This is a genomic window from Arthrobacter sp. 'calajunan' (genome assembly GCF_046940185.1).
Classification (GTDB): domain Bacteria; phylum Actinomycetota; class Actinomycetes; order Actinomycetales; family Micrococcaceae; genus Glutamicibacter; species Glutamicibacter soli.
On record NZ_JBKZDY010000002.1, the window covers coordinates 423445 to 441340 of the forward strand.

A 17896-nucleotide genomic window follows, 5' to 3' on the forward strand; every position below is an offset into this window, starting at 1 on the left:
CCAATTTATTCGTGAAACTGGACACGCGCCGGCTTCCCGCACGCTGCGGGAGGCCGGCGAGTGGGCAGGTCTAGAGCACTTCGGTCGCGCCGTCGGCCTTGAGCTGCTCGACGGTTTGCTTGACTTTCTGCGCATGGTCCTTGGTGGTCACCAGCAGCGCGTCGGCGGTGTCGACCACCACGACGTCCTCGATGCCGACCAGGGCCACCACGCGCGGGCGGTCCGAGTAGACGACGCCGGTGGCGCTGTCCGCGTAGACGCGCACTTGCTTATCACCGAGATTGATGATGCCTTCATCCGCGCTGGCCTTGTTCAGCCGTCCGATGGCGGCGAAGTCCCCCACGTCGTCCCAGTTGAACACGCCGGGGATGACCGCCACGTCGCCTGCCGCGGCGGCGGGCTCGGCCACCGCGTAGTCGATGGCGATCTTCGGAAGGCCCGGCCAGATTTCGGCCATGACCTCGTCGCGCGCCTCGGTGTCCCAGGCCTGCGCGATCTTCATCAGGCCCTCGTGCAGCTGCGGCTCGTTGGCCTGCAGGTGCTTGAGCATCAGGCCCACCGGGGCCACGAACATGCCCGCGTTCCAGAGGAAACCTCCACTGGCCAGGTAGCGGCGGGCGGTGTCCTCATCCGGCTTCTCCACGAACTCGACCACGCCGCGCGCGCTCGGGGCGCTGGCCACGTCCAGCTGCTCGCCGGTCTTGATGTATCCGAAGCCGGTGGAAGGGTGGGTCGGGTGGATTCCGATGGTCACGATCTTGCCGCTGGCGGCGGTGTGGATCGCCTCGCCCAGGGCCGCCTGGAAAACCTCGACAGGCTCGATGACTTGGTCAGCTGCGAAGGAGCCCATGATGATCTCCGGGTCGCGCAGCGACAGGATCGCGGCGGCCAGGCCGATGGCCGCGGCGGAGTCGCGCGGCTCCGGCTCCAGGACCAGATCCTCGTCGCACAGCTCGGGCAGCTGGGCGACCACGGCGCCGCGGTGGGCGCGTCCGGTCACCACCATGATGCGGTCGCCGGCCAGCGGCACCAGGCGGTCGTAGGTGGCGCGGATCAGGGTCGAGCCCGATCCCGTCAGATCGTGCAAGAACTTGGGAGCCGATGCACGGGAAAGGGGCCACAGTCGGGTACCGACGCCGCCGGCGGGAATCACGCCGTGGAATCGGGCTAAAAGGTCTGCATTCACGCATTCCAGACTAATTCATTCTCCGGGAAATACCGGCATTGAGAGCGACACCAGCAGGGTAAATAGGCAAGTCCTGCATGACCTAATATTTGGGCCTTAAGAGCCTTTTACCGCATAGACGACACTATTCGGTGAACATACTCACAGGATCGAGACACGAAATAGATTGAGACCCGGCAAGTGGTTTAGACTCGCACAAGGAACGCTCGCACAAGTGCGTCAAATCTCATTGTGTGCAATATACACATGCGCCGTTGCGAGCCTTGGAGGTTAGTTCAGTGTCGAAGACTTCGTCAGGCACCCTATACCGCGGCCATGAAGGCATGTGGTCCTGGGTGGGACACCGAGTCACCGGTGTCGTAATTTTTCTTTATCTACTCGTTCACGTGCTGGATACGGCCCTCGTGCGCGTGGATGCCAATGCATACAACGCAGTAATCAGCACCTACCAGACCCCGTGGATGGCACTGGGCGAGACCGGCCTGGTCGCGGCCATTCTCTTCCACGCATTCAATGGTCTGCGCCTGATCCTCGTTGACTTCTGGAAGCAGGGCACCAAGTACCAGCGCCAGATGCTCTGGGGCGTCATGATCCTGTGGGTCGTCGTCTTCGCAGGCTTCGCCATCCGCCATCTCTCCCTCGCATTTGGAGGACACTAAGCCATGAGCGTCACCATTCCTGCTCCACGCAGCCAGCGCATCGACCCGAAGTACAAGCGCGGTCCGAAGTCCCGCGGCAGCTTCGAAATGCTCGCATGGCTGTTCATGCGCCTATCCGGCGTGGCCCTGATCGTCCTGATCTTCGGCCACCTGATCTCCAACCTGATCGTTGGCGACGGCATCAACGCCATCTCCTTCGGCTTCGTCGCCGGCAAGTGGGCCGACCCGATCTGGCAGTTCTGGGACCTGGCCATGCTGTGGCTGGCCATGCTGCACGGCACCAACGGCGTGCGCACCATCATCAACGACTACGCAGAGAAGCACTCGACCCGAGCATGGCTCAAGGGCATCCTGTACGTCGCGACGATCTTCATCGTTGTGCTCGGCACCCTGGTGATCTTCACCTTCGACCCATGCGTCGCGGGCAGCACCCTGCCACAGTGCTAAAACCCTAAAACCCCCGTTTTAGAGCCGAACTTTTAGCCAGACAGTTTTTTGTAGAAAAGAGAGCATCAAGAATGCAGGTACATCAGTACGACGTAGTCATCGTCGGTGCCGGCGGTGCAGGTATGCGTGCAGCGATCGAATCCGGTCAGCGTGCACGCACCGCAGTGCTAACTAAGCTTTACCCAACCCGCTCCCACACCGGCGCGGCCCAGGGCGGCATGTGCGCCGCACTGGCCAACGTCGAGGAAGACAACTGGGAGTGGCACACCTTCGACACCATCAAGGGCGGCGACTACATCGTCGACCAGGATGCAGCAGAGGTCATGGCCAAGGAAGCCATCAACGCCGTGCTGGATCTGGAAAAGATGGGTCTGCCGTTCAACCGAACCCCTGAGGGCAAGATCGACCAGCGCCGCTTCGGCGGCCACACCCGCGACCACGGCAAGGCCGCCGTGCGCCGTGCCTGCTACGCAGCAGACCGCACCGGCCACATGATCCTGCAGACCCTGTACCAAAACTGCGTCAAGCACAACGTTGAGTTCTACAACGAGTACTACGTGCTGGACCTGCTGATGGTTGAGGAAGAAGCCTTCCGCGAAGACGGCACCGCCTACATGCAGAAGCGTGTTGCCGGCGTCGTCTCCTACGACCTGGCCACCGGCGAACTGCACGTGTTCCAGGCCAAGTCCGTGATCTTCGCTTCCGGCGGCGCAGGCAAGGTCTTCAAGACCACCTCCAACGCCCACACCCTGACCGGCGACGGCATGGGCATCGCGTTCCGCTCGGGCCTGCCGCTGGAAGACATGGAGTTCTTCCAGTTCCACCCGACGGGCCTCGCAGGCCTGGGCATTCTGCTCACCGAGGGCGCCCGCGGCGAAGGCGCAATCCTTCGCAACTCGGACGGCGAACGCTTCATGGAGCGCTACGCTCCGACCATTAAGGACCTGGCCCCACGTGACATCGTGGCCCGCGCCATGGCCAACGAAGTGCGCGAAGGCCGCGGCTGCGGTCCTAACAAGGACTACGTGCTGCTGGACCTGACCCACTTGGAGCCAGAGCACATCGAATCCAAGCTGCCGGACATCACCGAATTCGCCCGCACCTACCTGGGTGTCGAGCCGTTCACCGACCCGGTGCCGGTGTACCCGACCGCGCACTACGCCATGGGCGGCGTGCCGACCAACATCGAGACCGAGGTCCTGCAGGACAACAACACCACCATCCCGGGCCTGTTCGCAGCCGGCGAGGTCGCCTGTGTTTCGGTCCACGGCGCAAACCGCTTGGGCACCAACTCGCTGCTGGACATCAACGTCTTCGGCCGCCGCGCCGGCATCGCCGCCGCCGAGTACGCCAAGACCGCCGACTTCGTCGAGCTGCCGGAGAACCCTGAAGCACTGGTCACCGCCCAGCTGGACGGCCTGCTGAACTCCACCGGCACCGAGAACGTCGCAGAGCTGCGCAAGGCCCTGCAGGAGATCATGGACGCCAACGTCCAGGTGTTCCGCGACGAGACCTCGCTGAAGGGCGCTCTGGAGGTCATCGAGAGCCTGCGCGAACGCTACAAGAACGTGTCCATCCAGGACAAGGGCAAGCGCTTCAACCTGGATCTGCTCGAAGCCGTGGAATTGGGCTTCCTGCTGGACCTGGCGGAGGTCATGACCACCGCAGCGCTGCACCGCAAGGAATCACGTGGTGGTCACTACCGCGAGGACTTCCCGAACCGCGACGATGAGAACTTCATGGTCCACTCGATGTCCTACCGCGACCACAACGCTACTACCGAGGGCATCGCCGGCATCCGCATGGAAACCAAGCCGGTTGTCTTCACCCGTTACCAGCCAATGGAGCGTAAGTACTAATGAGCACCGAACTGCCAGAACCACCATCAAAGATTGAGTTGAAGGCCGGTGTTGGTGGCGGCGGAGAGATCCCAACCTTCAACATCACCCTGCGCGTTCGCCGCTACCTGCCGGAGACCACTGCAGAGGCCTACTGGGAAGACTTCAAGCTGACCATGTACGGCACCGACCGCGTGCTGGACGCCCTGCACAAGGTCAAGTGGGACCACGACGGCTCGCTGTCGTTCCGCCGTTCCTGCGCCCACGGCATCTGCGGTTCGGATGCCATGCGCATCAACGGCCGCAACCGCCTGGCCTGCAAGACCCTGCTGAAGGACCTGGACACCTCCAAGCCGATCACCGTTGAGGCAATCAAGGGTCTTCCGCTGGAGAAGGACCTGATCGTGGACATGGAACCGTTCTTCCAGTCCTACCGCGAGATCATGCCGTTCCTGATCTCCAAGGGCCACGAGCCGACCAAGGAACGCTACCAGTCGGTCGAGGACCGCGAGCGCTTCGATGACACCACCAAGTGCATCCTCTGCGCCGCCTGCACCTCCTCCTGCCCGGTGTTCTGGACCGATGGCCAGTACTTCGGCCCGGCAGCGATCGTCAACGCGCACCGCTTCATCTTCGACTCGCGCGATGATGCAGGCGACATGCGCTTGGAGATCCTGAACGACAAGGAAGGCGTGTGGCGCTGCCGCACCACCTTCAACTGCACCGAAGCGTGCCCACGCGGCATCCAGGTGACCAAGGCTATCGCCGAGGTCAAGCAGGCGATCCTCTCGCGCACCGTCTAAGTACGCGAAGCAAAGGCCCGAACCAGTTTCATGGTTCGGGCCTTTTGGCATTGCTGGAGGAAAGAGCCGTTCCCCGGTCCCCCGCGGGGCCTGAAGTCCGCCGAACCCCTTGCCCGGCAACTGCCACCGCGGGGCACCTGCAACGGCGCCGCCATGCTGCGTGCATGGGCCGAGCCAGAGGCTTGGGCTGCCGAGCAGACCTTCAACGAAAAGAACGCCAGCCTTTGGGCTGGCGTTCTTTTCGTGTGTCGGCGGGCCTTAGCCCAGTTCAATCTCTTCGCTCAGGCTCCACTGCCCGCCGCGGGTGTCGAACAGCTGGATCGAGCTCACCTCGAAGGACAGGCCCACTTGGTCCAGCGCTGCCTGCGCGGCGTCCAGGTTCTCCGGGGGCACGTTCTGCGCAATGGTCAGGTGCGGATGGTACGCGAAGTTCGACTCGTGGCGCAGCGCGCCGGAGAGCAGCCCGCGGTGCAGCGCCCAGCATTCCTCCGCCCCGTCCAGCAGCGGCAGGTAGACCACTTCGCTGGCTGGACGGAAGGTCCGCGCGGCACCCAGCTGCACTGTGAAGCTCGCGGTTTGACCCGCCACCTGGCGCACCTGCGCGGCGGCCTTCTCCCAGGTGTTCAGGTAGGACCCGGACACCAGCGTGATGTGGGGAGCGATCACCTCGGTGTCCGCTCCCCCGAACTCCCGGCGCCAGGCGCGCAGGGTCTCCCGCTGCGGCTGCGGCACCGGGATCACCACGCCCAGCGTGAATCGGGGTTCAAGGTTATCCATGTCAGACACCCAGCGGCGGCAGGAAGCCGACCTTCTGGTAGACATCTGCCACGGTCTTGGAAGCAACCTGTCGGGCCTTCTCGGCCCCGGCTAGCAGCAGGCGGTCCAGTTCCGCCGGATCGTCCAGCAGCTCCAGGGTGCGGGCGCGGATCGGAGCCAGGCGCTCCACCACGGCGTCGGCCACTGCCACCTTCAGGTGCCCGTACATCTTGCCCTCGAATTCAGCGACCAGGTCCGGCACGTGGCGGTCGGTCACGGCGGCCAGGATGTCCAGCAGGTTGGAGACGCCGGGCTTCTCGGCCTTGTCGTAGGCGATCACGGTGTCCGCGTCGGTGACCGCGGACTTGATGCGCTTGGCAATCAGCTTCGGCTCGTCGAGCACGTTGATCAGGCCCGCAGGGGACTCGGCGGACTTGGACATCTTGGAGGTCGGGTTCTGCAGGTCGTAGATGCGCGCGCCCTCCTTCGGGATGAAGGCCTCCGGCACGGTGAAGGTCTGCCCGAAGCGGTGGTTGAAGCGCTTGGCCAGATCGCGGGCAAGCTCCACGTGCTGGCGCTGGTCGTCGCCCACCGGAACGCCCTGCGGCTGGTAGAGCAGGATGTCGGCGGCCATCAGCACCGGGTAGGTGAACAGGCCGACGCTGGCCGCGTCCGCGCCGCCCTTGGCCGACTTGTCCTTGAACTGGGTCATGCGGCTGGCTTCGCCGAAGCCGGTGATGCAGTTCAGCACCCAGGCCAGCTGGGCGTGCTCGGGCACCTGGGACTGCACGAACAGCGTGGACTTCTCCAGGTCGATGCCGCCGGCGATGAACTGGGCGGCGGTCTTGCGCGTGCGGGCGCGCAGCTCTGCCGGGTCCTGGGGCACGGTGATGGCGTGCATGTCGGGGATGAAGAAGAAGGCGTCGAACTCGTCCTGGGTCTTGACCCAGTTGACTAGTGCGCCGAGGTAGTTGCCCAGGTGCAGGGAGTCGCCCGAAGGCTGCATGCCCGAAAGAACGCGGGACTTAGTCATGAAAATTCCTTAAAACTGGTAGTCAACGACCAGCGGTGCGTGGTCGGAGAAGCGCAGGTCGTAGCCTGAGGCGCGGTCAACATGGGACTTGGTGGCCTTGCTGGCCAGCGAAGGGGTGGCCATGTGGTAGTCGATGCGCCAACCGGCGTCGTTGTCGAAGGCCTGTCCGCGGTAGGACCACCAGGTGTAGGGGCCCTGGACGTCTCCGGCCAGTTCGCGGGCCACGTCCTTGTAGCCGACCGAGGAGAAGAAGCCGTCGAAGTAGGCGATCTCCTCATCCATCACGCCGGCGCGCTTGTTGTGGTTCGGCTTCCAGTTCTTGATGTCCTTCTCGGTGTGCACGACGTTCAGGTCGCCCACCACCAGCACATGGTCCTTTTCCGCTGCCAGGGCCGGCAGGTAGTCGGTCATGCGCTGCAGGAAACGGTACTTGTCCTCCTGCTTCTGGGTGCCCAGTTCGCCCGAGTGCACGTAGCAGGAGACCACGGTGAAGGTTTCCCCGTTGACCTCGAAGTCCGCTTCCACCCAGCGTCCGGAGTCGGCGAAGTACTCGTCGCCGATGTTCTGGCGCACGGCCACCGGCTCGACGCGGGAGAGCACTGCCACGCCTGCTCGGCCTTTGTCCTTGGCTTCGGCATGCAGGATGTGCCAACCGTCGCCGATCAGTTCGCGCAGCACCTTGTCCGGTGCGCGCACTTCCTGCAGGCACAGAATGTCGACGTCGCGGGCGGCGACCCAATCTGCCATGTTCTTGCGGTAGGCGGCGCGAATGCCGTTGACGTTGACCGAAGCCACGCGCAGGGCGCCGGCGTTCTTGCTCAGAATTTCCACGCTGGTTGGTATCACCCTTCCAGCTTACAAAATTCGCGTGCTGATTACCCGCTGATCGACTCGTGCCCCTCCGGGAAACGCCGAGTGCGGAGAACGTAGCCTCCCTCCGCGCGGGCAGCTCCCATCAGCCTGCGCGTATCGTCTGGAGTACTGGTTAGTCCAGCCCGGCAGGCGGCGTGAAATCGCCGAACGATCCGATCCCCGGAACGCCGGAGCACAACTGGCCCAGGACATGCAATTCATGCGGGACCACGGGACTAGGCAGCGCCTTCAGGTCGAACCATTGCAGCTCGGCGGCCTTGTCCGGCTCCATCAGCTTGGGCTGGCCGGACCAGCTGGTGCACTGGAAAAAGAAGTCGACGCGGTTCGGGGCTCGGTGCAGCACGGCCAGTGGCTCCAGGCCATCCGGCTCGATGCTCATCCCCAGTTCCTCGAATGCCTCGCGGCAGGCGGCTTGGTGCACGGTTTCCCCGGCCTCGACATGCCCGGCGGCACCGGACGCCCAATGCCCGTCCATGAAAGCGGTTCCGCGGCGCTGCTGCAACAGAATCCGATCCTCGCGCCGGAAGACGACATAGACCACGGGAATCAGATGCATGCGGTCCTTAAAGACATCGAGACGGCCGAAGCCGTCTCGAAAAGTTTGAAATTAACCGATGATTTCGCCGTCAAGCGGCTTGGCCGGCTTGATCATATCCCGGGCGTTGCTCGCGGTCATCTGGATGGTGTCCAGGGCCCGGTCGATCATTTCTTCAGACTCAGGGTTCTTCAGCTCGCGCTGCTCGGCGATGACGCGGGCCTGGACCTGGACGATCTTGAAGGAGTGGTCCAGCTTCATGTCGCGCTGGCTGGTGGCTTCGTCGACCACGACGGTGCCGGCCTGGGCGCGCGGGGTGGCCGCGGCGGTGGCTTCGCGCAGCGAGTTGTTGATCTTCTGCGCTCCGCGCTTGAGGCCGAACATCATGAACCCGGCGAGCAGCAGCCAGCCGGCGGAGATGACGACGACGAACCAGCCGACGATCTCATTTGAATTGGCGGCGAAGATGACCGCCACCAGAAGGACGATGACCATGACCGACATTGCCAGGGTCGATGCGTTGAGGGTGATTTTCCGACCCTGCTTCGCGCTGCTGCCTAGAGGTTCCATGCCTTCAATTCTCGCATCATCCCCGGATGCAGGCCAATCGCACGGCTGTCCTTTCGCCCACAGCGTGGCTATCCCAGCACGCTGCCGACCAGCTCGCGCAGCTGCACCCCGTCCAGGCTGAACCTGATCAGGAAGTACCCGGCGATGCCCACCACCCAGCCCAGCGTCTCCTGCGCGTAGCGACCTAGTTTCCTTCCCGCCGCCTGCAGCCAGTGCTCGATCCGGTCCCCGGCCGCCCTGCGCACACCCACCAGCACCAGCGCCGGAGCGATCATCACCAGGCAGTACCCGGCCAGCACCAGCACCTGCACCCCGGAGCTCCATCCGGCGCCTTGCAGCACACCCATGGCGCCGAGGTAGGGAAGCATGGTGGGCAGTTCAAGCAGCCCCGCCAGCAGGGCCAGCGCCACGACCCCGGTGCGGGTATCCAGCGCGGTGCCCAGCCTCCGGCGCAGCGCCCCGGAAATCTGCGGCTGGCCGGTAGCAGTTTCCTGCAGCCCGCCGGCCTTGACGGTCTCACCGTTTGCGGTCCCGGCCTTGCGCGCCGCGGCGAGCTTCTGCTCGTCGGTGCGGTAGGTCAAGGCCCAGATGATCATCCCCGCGCCCAGGGCCAGCCCCAGCAGCCGCATCATCGGGGTGTCCAAGGATATCCGGGAGTACGCCAGCTGGAAGCCGGAGCGCAGCAGCAGACCGATCGCCCAGTAGAAGCCGGCCAGCAGTCCAAGGTAGAGCAGCACCCGGGGAATCGCCCGGCGGTAGTCGCGGCGCAGCAGCAGCCAAATGGGGATGACCAGGGTGCCGATGCTGGTGGCGTCGATCAGCGCGAGCACCACCAGTGAGGCGGGTGCGGCATTCGTGAAGATGTCCATGCTTCCAGCCTGTCCCGGGTCGCGGCGCAGGGGTATCGGGCAGCAGGACGGCTCGATCTCCCCCTTAAGGCGGATGCCGCGCGGCCCTGCGGATGGGGCATGCTGGAATCATGACGACGTTGATCCGGCGTATCGGCAGCGGCCAGGACGAGCCGGAGACCGCGGGGATGTACCTGCTGCTTGCCGCGGTGCTGCACGCCTTCGGCGTGGTGAACCCGCCGCTGTCCGGGCTGCCTGGCTGGCTCTGGTTCCCGGTGCTGCTGCTGGGTCTGGGCGCCGTCCTGCTGCGAAGGCGCTGGCTGCTGCCCGCTGTGCTGGCCATGGCCTCCTCCGGGCTGGGGTTGCTGGCGCTGGGCAGCATTGCCGGATATTTCATGGCATTCGAGGCGGTCTTCAGCGTCTTCCTGCTCGGCGGGTTGACGTTGCGCCGGATCTCGTTCACGCTCATGTGCTTGGTTTCGCTGGTGATGGCGGTGCTCGCCTGGGATGCCACGCACCTGGCGCAGCAGGTGGTGCTGAGCCTGTTCCTCACCGGCTTCATCCTGTTCACCCCGATGCTGTGGGCGCAGAACGTGCGTACCGCCCAGGACCTTTCCGCCTCGCAGGCCGAGCGTTCCGCGGCGCTGGCCGCCGCCGCCGAGGCACGGGCGGAACGGCTGAGCGCCGAGCACCACGCGGCCCGGATTTCCGAGCGCACCGCGCTGGCCCGCGAAATGCACGACGTGCTCTCCGCCCGGCTCTCCTCCATCGCCCTGCTCTCCGGAGCGGCGCTGGCGGCCGCGCCGGGAAGCGAACCGCTGGCGGCCATCCGCCGCGAAAGCGTGACCGGGCTGGAGGAAATGAGCGAGATGGTGCGCATGCTGCATGCGGGGACCCCGGCGCTGGCGGCGCGGCTGACCGACGTGCCGCAGCTGGTTTCCGAGGCTTCCGAAGACATCGAGCTGGAGTATTCGGTGCCCCACCCCGAGTCCATCCCCGCCGCCGTGCACACCGCCGCGCACCGCACGGTGCGCGAGCTGCTGGTCAACCACGCCAAGCACGCCCCGGGCAGCACTCTGAGCTTGCGTCTGGAGCAGCTGCGGGACCGCGTTTGGATCCATGCCAGCAACCCGGTCCCGGAGCATGCCGGACACGGCTTCGGCAGCGGCATCGGGCTGGAGAGCATCCGAACCCGAGCCCAGGCCGTAGGCGGCAGCTGCGACATTCGCCCCGTCCCCCAGTTCCAGGTTCAGGTCACCCTGCCCACCGACGCCCAGCTACAGGATGGAATCCATGAAGATCCTGCTTGTTGACGACCATTCAACCGTGCGCCTGGGCATCCGCCTGGTGCTGCAGGCGGCAGAGGACCTGGAAGTTGTCGGGGAGGCGGCGGACGGTGCCGCGGCGGTGTCCATGGTCCGGGCGCTCAGCCCAGACGTGGTGCTCATGGACCTTCGCATGCCGGTGATGGACGGCATCGCGGCGACCGCGCAGATTTCCGGGCAGACAAGGGTGATCGTGCTGACCACCTTCGACGATGACGACTACCTCTTTGGCGCCTTGCAGGCCGGCGCCCACGGCTTCTTGCTGAAGACCGCCGAGCCGCAGGCGATCATCGACGCGGTGCGTGCGGCGGGCCGCGGCCAATCCGTCCTGGATCCGCAGGTCACCGCCCGGGTCATGGAACGCGCGCTGGCCGCGGCGCCGCCCGCGGTGCTGCCCGAGGGGCTCACGGCCAGAGAGCGCGAGGTGCTCCAGGGAATCGGCGAGGGACTGAGCAATCCGCAGCTGGCGCAGCGCCTGGGCATCGGGGAAAGCACGGTGAAAACGCACGTGTCGGCGGTGCTTGCCAAGCTCGGGGTGAGCACCAGGCTGCAGGCGGCGAAGATCGCCTACGGAGCCGGAGGCTAGCTAGCGGCGGACGGGTGTGGCAGCGGGGCGCGGCTACCAGCTCACCAGGCAGAAAGGGTGGTCCTGCGGGTCGAGGTAGACACGGAAGGTCTTGGTCCCCTGCCCGGTGCTCCGGGCGCCGAGGTTCAGCACCAGCTCCTCGGCCAGATCGAGATCCTTGACCCTGACGTCGAGATGCATCTGCTGCGGGTGCACATGCCCCGGCCATTCGGGCGCGACATAGGGGCTGACGGCTTGGAACGCGACGGCCGGCCGGTCGGGCGCGTCGCCGATGCTCACCCAGTCAGGGTCGTTGTCGATGCGGACCATGCCCAGCAGCTGCTCGTAGAACGCCGCCAGCGAGTCCGGATCTTCGCAGTCGATCACCAATGCCTGCCATGTGCCAATCATGATGCCTCCTGCGCCCCATTATGCGGGAGCCGCCGGCGCTTGGGTAGGGCTACCAGGAATCCGCCATGGCTTCGCGGCAGTGCTCGATCAGCGCCTGCACCCGGGCCGGTACCTTGACCCCGAGCGGGGTGATCGCCACGACCGAGCTCAGGGAGCTGGGAGCGGTCGGCGACACCGGGGTGTGCAGGTCGCGGAAGGCCAGCGGCTTGCCCTCCAAGGACATCTCGGCGTTGTTCGGGCGGCGCATCAGCAGGCCGTAGCCCAGGCCTCGCCCGACCATCGCGGAGACCAGGATCATCTGCGGCACCTCGGCGATGACCTTGGGGTTCAGGCCCTGCGCGGCGAACAGCTGGAGCACGTATTCGGTGGACGGATCGGATTCGTACATCACCAGCGGCTCGTCCACCAGGTCGGCAAGTTCCAGCGGCCGTTCCAGGCTCGCCAGCGGGTGCTCCGGATGCAGTACCACCTGCATATGCGTCCCGTAGATCTCCTGTTTGTCCATGTCCGGTGGCAGGCCCAGATCGTAGACGAAGGCGACATCCAGGTCCGCATTGCGCAGCGCCGGAAGCAGCGACTCATGGGTGCCCACCTGCACCGAAAGTTCCACCTGCGGGTGGTCGAATCCCTGCATGGTCGAGGGGATCAGGTGCGGGGACAGCGAGGCGAAGCAGCCAAAGCGCACGCGCCCGCGCAGCACGCCTTCCTGCTGTGGGAAGGTGGCGGCCAGTTCCGTAACATCGGAGATGATTTTGCGGGCCATCGCCGAAAAATGCACTCCGGAGGCTGTCAGGGTGAAGCCGTGCGCCTTGCGCCGCAGGCACAGCGTTTCGCCGGCCAGCTTTTCGATGGCGGTAATCGCCTGGGACAGCGCTGACTCGGAAATACGCAGTTCGTCCGCGGCGGATCCAAGGGTCCTATGGTCCGGAAGCTCGGCCATGATTTCAAGATGCCGCATCGTGTACATAAGCCAACCTTCAGAAGTTCTACAGATATTTGAAGTTTACCTTACCTATGTGTGGTGTCACACTGAAGTGATTCACCTCTCCAAGGAGCTGCCCACTTCATGAACGCAAACCAACGGCGCGTCGCGTTCGCCACAGTCATCGGTACCACCGTCGAATGGTACGACTTCTTCATCTACGCCACCGCGGCAGGCCTGGTCTTCAGCCACCTGTTCTTCGAGCCTGCCGGCAAGGACATCGCGCTGCTGATCTCCTTCGCCTCGGTCGGCTTGTCCTTCCTCTTCCGTCCGCTCGGCGCCTTCCTGGCCGGGCACTACGGCGACAAGATCGGCCGCCGCGCCATGCTGGTGCTGACCCTGTCGCTCATGGGAGCTGCCACCACGCTGATCGGCGTGCTGCCGACCTACGAGACCGCCGGGCTGTGGGCTCCGATCCTGTTGCTGCTGCTGCGCATCATCCAGGGCATCTCCGCCGGCGGCGAATGGGGCGGCGCCGTGTTGATGGCCGTCGAGCATGCCGAGGAAGGCAAGCGCGGCCGTTCAGGCTCCTACCCTCAGGTTGGCGTCCCCCTGGGCATGCTGCTGGCCAGCGGCATGATGGCGCTGATGACCGGCGTCATCTCCCCCGGTGATGCATTCCTCGAGTGGGGCTGGCGCGTGCCGTTCCTGGTCTCGATCATCCTGATCGCCATCGGCTTCTTCGTTCGTCGTTCCGTGGACGAGTCCCCGGTCTTTGAGGAGATCGCCGAACACAAGGCGCAGACCAAGGTCCCGATCCTCGTCCTGTTCAAGAAGCACTGGCCGCTGGTGCTCATCGCCGCGCTGGTCTTCGCCGGCAACAACGCCGCAGGCTACATGACCACCGGCGGGTTCTTCCAGGCCTACACTACCGATCCCGAGGGGCCGATCGGCCTGGAGCGCACCGACGTGCTCATCGCCGTGGCCTTCGGCGCCGCCGTGTGGCTGGTCGTGACCCTGATCGCCGGCGTCATGGCGGACAAGATCGGCCGCGTGCGCACCTACCAGATCGGCTTTGTGGTTCTGGCCGCATCGCTGTTCCCGGTCTTTGCACTGGTCAACTCCGGCTCGCTGGGCATGCTCTATCTGGCCTTCGGCCTGTTCTCCATCGGCTTGGGCCTGACCTACGGGCCGCAGGCGGCACTGTACTCCGAACTGTTCCCGGCTTCTGTGCGCTTCTCCGGCGTCTCGATCTCCTACGCCATCGGCGCGATCCTCGGCGGTGCCTTCGCCCCGACCATCGCCCAGGCGCTGGTCCAGGCAACCGGTGGCACGACCGCCGTGGCCGTGTACCTGCTGGTGGTTGTGGTGCTCGCATTCATCGCGGTCTCCCTGATCCGCGACCGCAGCGGCATCGACCTGTCCTTCCACAACCAGGCTGAGCAGGAAGTCGGCGCCCTGGTATTCGACAAGCGCGCCGTCGAAGCCCAGATGCAAGAGGTTTCCAAGTAGCGTTGACCCCCTGTTAGGCGAAAACCCCGTTCCAGCGAATTTGTTTCGCTGGGGCGGGGTTTTCTTTGCCCGGCTTTGCCGGAAAGTGAGCTCGGGAACCGGCGATAGTTTGACGATGGCCTCCGCTAAATCTCAAGGCATGGGGTCGCGGATCCACCCATCGTCCGTAAACACCGTTCATTTGCATGCTTAGTTAGGGCGATCTTCGCTGACGGCACCGTCGGCCCAAGCTGCCGAGACAGATTGACGCATAGCGCCGCATGCGGTACTTGTGGGGATTGTTTCAAAGCTCCTCTTGACCTGCGCCCTTATCAGGGATCATCCAGTTTGGAGTCACGTGCTTGCCGAAGCAGTAGCTTGTAAAACCAGTAGGCTATGACGCTTTCGTTCTAGTCAACCCGCAAGCTAATCGAAGGAGTGTTCGTTGGGTATCTTAGGCTGGATAATTTTAGGATTGATTGCCGGCGCCATTGCCAAGGCCATTAAGCCAGGAGAACAAGGTGGCGGATGGCTCGCGACCTTGCTGCTCGGCGTGGTCGGCGCGGTCGTGGGGGGCTGGATCGGTTCAGCGCTGTTCGATGTCGAAATCGACCGCTTCTGGTCCCTTTCTACGTGGCTGCTCGCTATCGGTGGTTCGCTGATTGTTCTGGTGATCTGGGGGCTTCTTACCCGCAAGCGCGCCTAATTAGTGCCTTCGTAGAGCGGTCCACCATACCATGTGGTGGACCGCTCTTTCGGGTGGATTCTTGAGACAATACCCGCGTCGGGCGGATGGGATGATTAGGCATTCCGAACCGATTAATTGCGTGGCTCGGATTCGGGATCCAGATCCAGAGCCGATTCTGCCTCCCGTGGAAGATCCGAATCCGCAGGTGGAACGTCAGGTTCGTCAGCACTATGCTCGTGCACCGACTCACGAAGACCTTCCACTTCTTCGGCTCGACCGGTCCAGTAGGCGGGCTCGAGGCCGAAACCGTTGATTGCCTCCTGCGCCATCCTCTTGAACCCATCCCGATGGTCTTCCAAAGCGTTGTTAAGATCTTCGAACTCATCATGACTGAGAGAAACATCAAGACGCTTACGTGGCATTAGCTATCACTCCATTCTTCCAGAACGAGTTGAATTTACTATTTTCCTAATCTACGTTCCTGAACTTGAGACCAAGGGCGACCGTCAGATTTTCATCAGGAACGAGACGGTAGAAGCTGAAATCGAGGTCGCACCCCCAGGTGGATCTTGTGGCTTCCACGCCGGTCTGCGGCGTCGGGATTCCGGTTGTTTCCCAACCTCCATGCGACCCTCGGACTACCGCAGATGATCCGAAGCCGAGGAAGCTGACTTCATATCAGATGTCCGATCTGACAACGAGGAGGAAGCAACGGCGGATTCGCGGGTCTGGATCTGTTCCGCTTCGTCGGCTTCGACGCTTCGGATCATGGCTGCCAAGAACTTGGCCGCCCCAATCCGCTCGTCAGCGGTCAGAGTGTTCACTGCATCCATCATGCGCTCATGCATCTTGTGCAGGGTTCCGCGAACTTCGGAATCACTGTATTCGGTGGGCACAATCCCCACCGAGCGGCGATCGGCAGGGTGGACAATGCGCTCGGCGTACCCGTCGCGGCACAATCTATCTATCAACACCGACACGGATGCATTAGAGATGCCCAGCTCTTCGGCAAAATCCCGTTGACGCGGAATCACCCCCTTGCGATGCTCACCGAGCAGGAATCGCAGAGCGGACATATCGGTTTCGTTCATTCCCATGGACCCACGCGTTTTGGCCCGCATCTTGCGTTCCGACTCCCGATACCTGCGCATCAGGTTCAACAGATCAACGGCCCCTGGCACCGTGGTAGCCGTGTCATACCAATATCCACTTGCTCCATAACTACTCATGAGAATTCCCTCCGCCGGGTACGAACTCATCGCTCGTACCTCCCGATGCTCCTTCCTCGCCATTGCCTGCGGTCAGCTTGCCTAATCAAAAAATTATAATGTAACCTAGCTAATAGTTAGCCTGTCTACAGATATTCTACTACGAAACAGCTATCAATACCGGAGTGAATAATGAAAGAATCCTTAGCAGTTCCAGTAGATCCCTCGACGCATCCTGCCAATGCATGGGCGGAGCGGATGCAGCAGATTGCCGCTTTCGGATCACACGAGTGCCGGAGCAAAGATGCGGTTCATTCGGCTATATGCACCATCACCGGGACCCCGGATCAATTGGTCTTGAACCTGGCATGCACCGCGAAAAGCGAAGACAATGTTTCTGAGCTGATGCAATACGTGAATGACACGCTGTTGCCACAAATGGAGAACTCCCTGGGCATCCAGTTCGAAGTCCGCAATCTACAATTTGCGGTCGCCGGCAAAGAAAACCTAGCGCTTCCCTCGGAACCTCTGGACGTAGCTTTGCATCCGCAGCAAGATTGGCTGGAACAGCCATTCATCGCCCCTTCGCTAACCCCAACAGGCGGTCTCGATTTTGGCCGGGGTGGAACACCGTCGGACCTGAGCATCGCCTAATCAGTGCAGTATCCGTTGCCCGCCAATGCGGCAGCGTCGAAAGTTGGGGCTATTTTTTGAGTTCCGCTTACGGAGGTTTCCACCTCCTCATCACTTATCAAATCAGCAGTGCAGGAAAGGGAAGTATCTTAAATGCCAGGTCGAATCGCTAGAACCCAGACAGCTGTCCGAGTCGCTGATTTTCTCGCCACCCGCGAAGGCAAAGCTCATCTGTCGAATTATGGATGGGAGCCGGGCATGCCCATCGTGATGACCCAGCCGAACGAATCACTCACCGACGCGATGGGCATGGTTTCCATCCACGGACGTGATGTTCTGGTAGCGATGATCAACCCCGAGACAGAGGAACTGCAGCTGCTTTATGTCACGACGCCGCAGCCAGCGCTGAAAGTCAAGCAGCCGTCACCTTCCAAGTGCACCACAGGGGAGTTCTTCAACGAACTGGACTCATCCCGCGTGATGGAATTTCGCGTGAAATTCTGGAAGCACACCGCGGTGGCCCACTTGATCCCGTCCTGCCCGCAGATGCAAGCGCAGCGTGCGACGTCTACCCGCTACTCACTGCCGACACGTTGAATGACTCCAACATCGGGCACCTCTGCTAATTCGAGGTAATCAAGCTTCGGTCCCGGCTCTTGCTCTGCTCCACCGATCAGTTCATGGTGCTAGGCACGGGCTGGGATCGGACCGGAGTTCCCTCCCTAAAGGCTTGCGGGCGAAGCACCGCCCTCTTCGATCGCAGTCGGAATCATCCAGTTCTTGTGTGGCGCCGTGGGCTCTATCCAAGTCAGCGGGTACCAGTCCTCGGCGTGAACATCGCGCAATTCCGTCTGCCTAATTGAGATGTTCTGAATCCAATTGGGCTCGAATGGATTGACCCGGGCCGAGATCCCAGCGCATTGCTTGGTCCAGCGCGGCGGGTATCCAATGTGTGAACTTGGGGCCGGCTGCGGGGCTCCAGCACGGCTGCCAGTCGAAATGGTTTGGGATCCAGCCGTGCCACCGCGATCCGGACAGTGCCGTCGTACGGAGTAGTCCCTGACGAGGCATCCCGTAAGATGGATAGCCTGCCAAGAGCACGGGT

21 protein-coding genes are annotated in these 17896 nt (G+C 63.2%); 10 read left to right on the forward strand and 11 right to left on the reverse strand.

Translation table 11 applies throughout. From position 1 onward, the window contains the following. Nucleotides 1-70: 70 nt before the first annotated feature. Nucleotides 71-1186, reverse strand: coding sequence for a mannose-1-phosphate guanylyltransferase (locus RF641_RS04465; RefSeq protein ID WP_113606804.1), 1116 nt, complete (start codon nucleotides 1184-1186; stop codon nucleotides 71-73). 278 nt (nucleotides 1187-1464) lie between these two features. Between RF641_RS04465 and sdhC the strand changes: the two genes are divergently transcribed. The 4 genes from sdhC to RF641_RS04485 all read left to right on the forward strand — a co-directional run bounded on the left by sdhC (nucleotide 1465) and on the right by RF641_RS04485 (nucleotide 4933). Further along, nucleotides 1465-1845 carry a succinate dehydrogenase, cytochrome b556 subunit gene (gene sdhC / locus RF641_RS04470; protein WP_082123805.1) on the forward strand — a complete coding sequence of 127 codons (381 nt, stop codon included), beginning with the start codon at nucleotides 1465-1467 and terminating at the stop codon, nucleotides 1843-1845. A 3-nt stretch (nucleotides 1846-1848) separates the two neighbouring features. Further along, the gene (locus RF641_RS04475) at nucleotides 1849-2292 is read left to right on the forward strand and encodes a succinate dehydrogenase hydrophobic membrane anchor subunit (RefSeq protein ID WP_047118410.1); all 444 of its coding nucleotides are present in this window, start codon (nucleotides 1849-1851) and stop codon (nucleotides 2290-2292) included. 71 nt (nucleotides 2293-2363) lie between these two features. Next, nucleotides 2364-4151, forward strand: coding sequence for a succinate dehydrogenase flavoprotein subunit (gene sdhA, locus RF641_RS04480; protein WP_047118409.1), 1788 nt, complete (start codon nucleotides 2364-2366; stop codon nucleotides 4149-4151). Beyond that, entirely contained in the window at nucleotides 4151-4933 is a 783-nt protein-coding gene (locus RF641_RS04485) for a succinate dehydrogenase iron-sulfur subunit (protein ID WP_047118408.1), read from the forward strand. Before sdhA ends, RF641_RS04485 begins: the two co-directional genes overlap by 1 nt. A 258-nt stretch (nucleotides 4934-5191) precedes the next feature. Here RF641_RS04485 and RF641_RS04490 read toward each other — a convergent pair whose 3' ends face one another. From RF641_RS04490 to RF641_RS04515, 6 genes are all read right to left on the reverse strand, one after another. Beyond that, nucleotides 5192-5710 carry a 2'-5' RNA ligase family protein gene (locus RF641_RS04490; protein WP_424572591.1) on the reverse strand — a complete coding sequence of 173 codons (519 nt, stop codon included), beginning with the start codon at nucleotides 5708-5710 and terminating at the stop codon, nucleotides 5192-5194. 1 nt (nucleotide 5711) lies between these two features. Next, entirely contained in the window at nucleotides 5712-6722 is a 1011-nt protein-coding gene (gene trpS / locus RF641_RS04495) for a tryptophan--tRNA ligase (protein ID WP_424572592.1), read from the reverse strand. A gap of 9 nt (nucleotides 6723-6731) precedes the next feature. Next, nucleotides 6732-7568: an exodeoxyribonuclease III gene (locus RF641_RS04500; protein ID WP_424572593.1), complete on the reverse strand. Its 837-nt coding sequence runs from the start codon at nucleotides 7566-7568 to the stop codon at nucleotides 6732-6734. A 139-nt stretch (nucleotides 7569-7707) separates the two neighbouring features. Next, nucleotides 7708-8151 (reverse strand): NUDIX hydrolase, encoded by a 444-nt coding sequence (locus tag RF641_RS04505; protein WP_424572594.1) that lies wholly within the window; start codon nucleotides 8149-8151, stop codon nucleotides 7708-7710. Between the two features lie 51 nt (nucleotides 8152-8202). Continuing rightward, nucleotides 8203-8700, reverse strand: coding sequence for a hypothetical protein (locus RF641_RS04510; protein WP_047118404.1), 498 nt, complete (start codon nucleotides 8698-8700; stop codon nucleotides 8203-8205). A 68-nt stretch (nucleotides 8701-8768) separates the two neighbouring features. Further along, nucleotides 8769-9569: a GAP family protein gene (locus RF641_RS04515; protein WP_424572595.1), complete on the reverse strand. Its 801-nt coding sequence runs from the start codon at nucleotides 9567-9569 to the stop codon at nucleotides 8769-8771. Nucleotides 9570-9679: 110 nt separating this feature from the next. On the opposite strand from RF641_RS04515, the gene RF641_RS04520 reads away from it, so the two are divergent. Next, entirely contained in the window at nucleotides 9680-10861 is a 1182-nt protein-coding gene (locus RF641_RS04520) for a sensor histidine kinase (RefSeq protein WP_424572596.1), read from the forward strand. Next, nucleotides 10842-11459, forward strand: a complete 618-nt coding sequence (locus tag RF641_RS04525) for a response regulator (RefSeq protein WP_424572597.1) — start codon at nucleotides 10842-10844, stop codon at nucleotides 11457-11459. Before RF641_RS04520 ends, RF641_RS04525 begins: the two co-directional genes overlap by 20 nt. A gap of 33 nt (nucleotides 11460-11492) precedes the next feature. Here the strand turns inward: RF641_RS04525 and RF641_RS04530 are convergent, their stop codons facing one another. Continuing rightward, on the reverse strand, nucleotides 11493-11849 hold the full coding sequence (locus tag RF641_RS04530) for a VOC family protein (RefSeq protein WP_053797469.1): 357 nt from the start codon (nucleotides 11847-11849) through the stop codon (nucleotides 11493-11495). A 49-nt stretch (nucleotides 11850-11898) separates the two neighbouring features. Then, nucleotides 11899-12816 carry a LysR family transcriptional regulator gene (locus RF641_RS04535; protein ID WP_424572598.1) on the reverse strand — a complete coding sequence of 306 codons (918 nt, stop codon included), beginning with the start codon at nucleotides 12814-12816 and terminating at the stop codon, nucleotides 11899-11901. Between the two features lie 99 nt (nucleotides 12817-12915). On the opposite strand from RF641_RS04535, the gene RF641_RS04540 reads away from it, so the two are divergent. Both RF641_RS04540 and RF641_RS04545 read left to right on the forward strand, forming a co-directional pair. Continuing rightward, nucleotides 12916-14283, forward strand: coding sequence for an MFS transporter (locus tag RF641_RS04540; RefSeq protein WP_424572599.1), 1368 nt, complete (start codon nucleotides 12916-12918; stop codon nucleotides 14281-14283). A 424-nt stretch (nucleotides 14284-14707) separates the two neighbouring features. Further along, on the forward strand, nucleotides 14708-14968 hold the full coding sequence (locus RF641_RS04545; RefSeq protein ID WP_053797467.1) for a GlsB/YeaQ/YmgE family stress response membrane protein: 261 nt from the start codon (nucleotides 14708-14710) through the stop codon (nucleotides 14966-14968). A gap of 113 nt (nucleotides 14969-15081) precedes the next feature. On the opposite strand, the gene RF641_RS04550 is transcribed toward RF641_RS04545, so the two are convergent. Together RF641_RS04550 and RF641_RS04555 are read right to left on the reverse strand one after the other, a co-directional pair. Further along, nucleotides 15082-15372 (reverse strand): hypothetical protein, encoded by a 291-nt coding sequence (locus RF641_RS04550; protein ID WP_146955906.1) that lies wholly within the window; start codon nucleotides 15370-15372, stop codon nucleotides 15082-15084. A 216-nt stretch (nucleotides 15373-15588) separates the two neighbouring features. Continuing rightward, complete coding sequence (locus tag RF641_RS04555) at nucleotides 15589-16047, reverse strand: MarR family winged helix-turn-helix transcriptional regulator (RefSeq protein WP_424572600.1); 459 nt, start codon at nucleotides 16045-16047, stop codon at nucleotides 15589-15591. Between the two features lie 303 nt (nucleotides 16048-16350). On the opposite strand from RF641_RS04555, the gene RF641_RS04560 reads away from it, so the two are divergent. Further along, nucleotides 16351-16812, forward strand: coding sequence for a hypothetical protein (locus RF641_RS04560; protein WP_424572601.1), 462 nt, complete (start codon nucleotides 16351-16353; stop codon nucleotides 16810-16812). Between the two features lie 237 nt (nucleotides 16813-17049). Continuing rightward, nucleotides 17050-17388, forward strand: coding sequence for a hypothetical protein (locus tag RF641_RS04565; RefSeq protein ID WP_424572602.1), 339 nt, complete (start codon nucleotides 17050-17052; stop codon nucleotides 17386-17388). The last annotated feature ends 508 nt before the right edge of the window (nucleotides 17389-17896 follow it).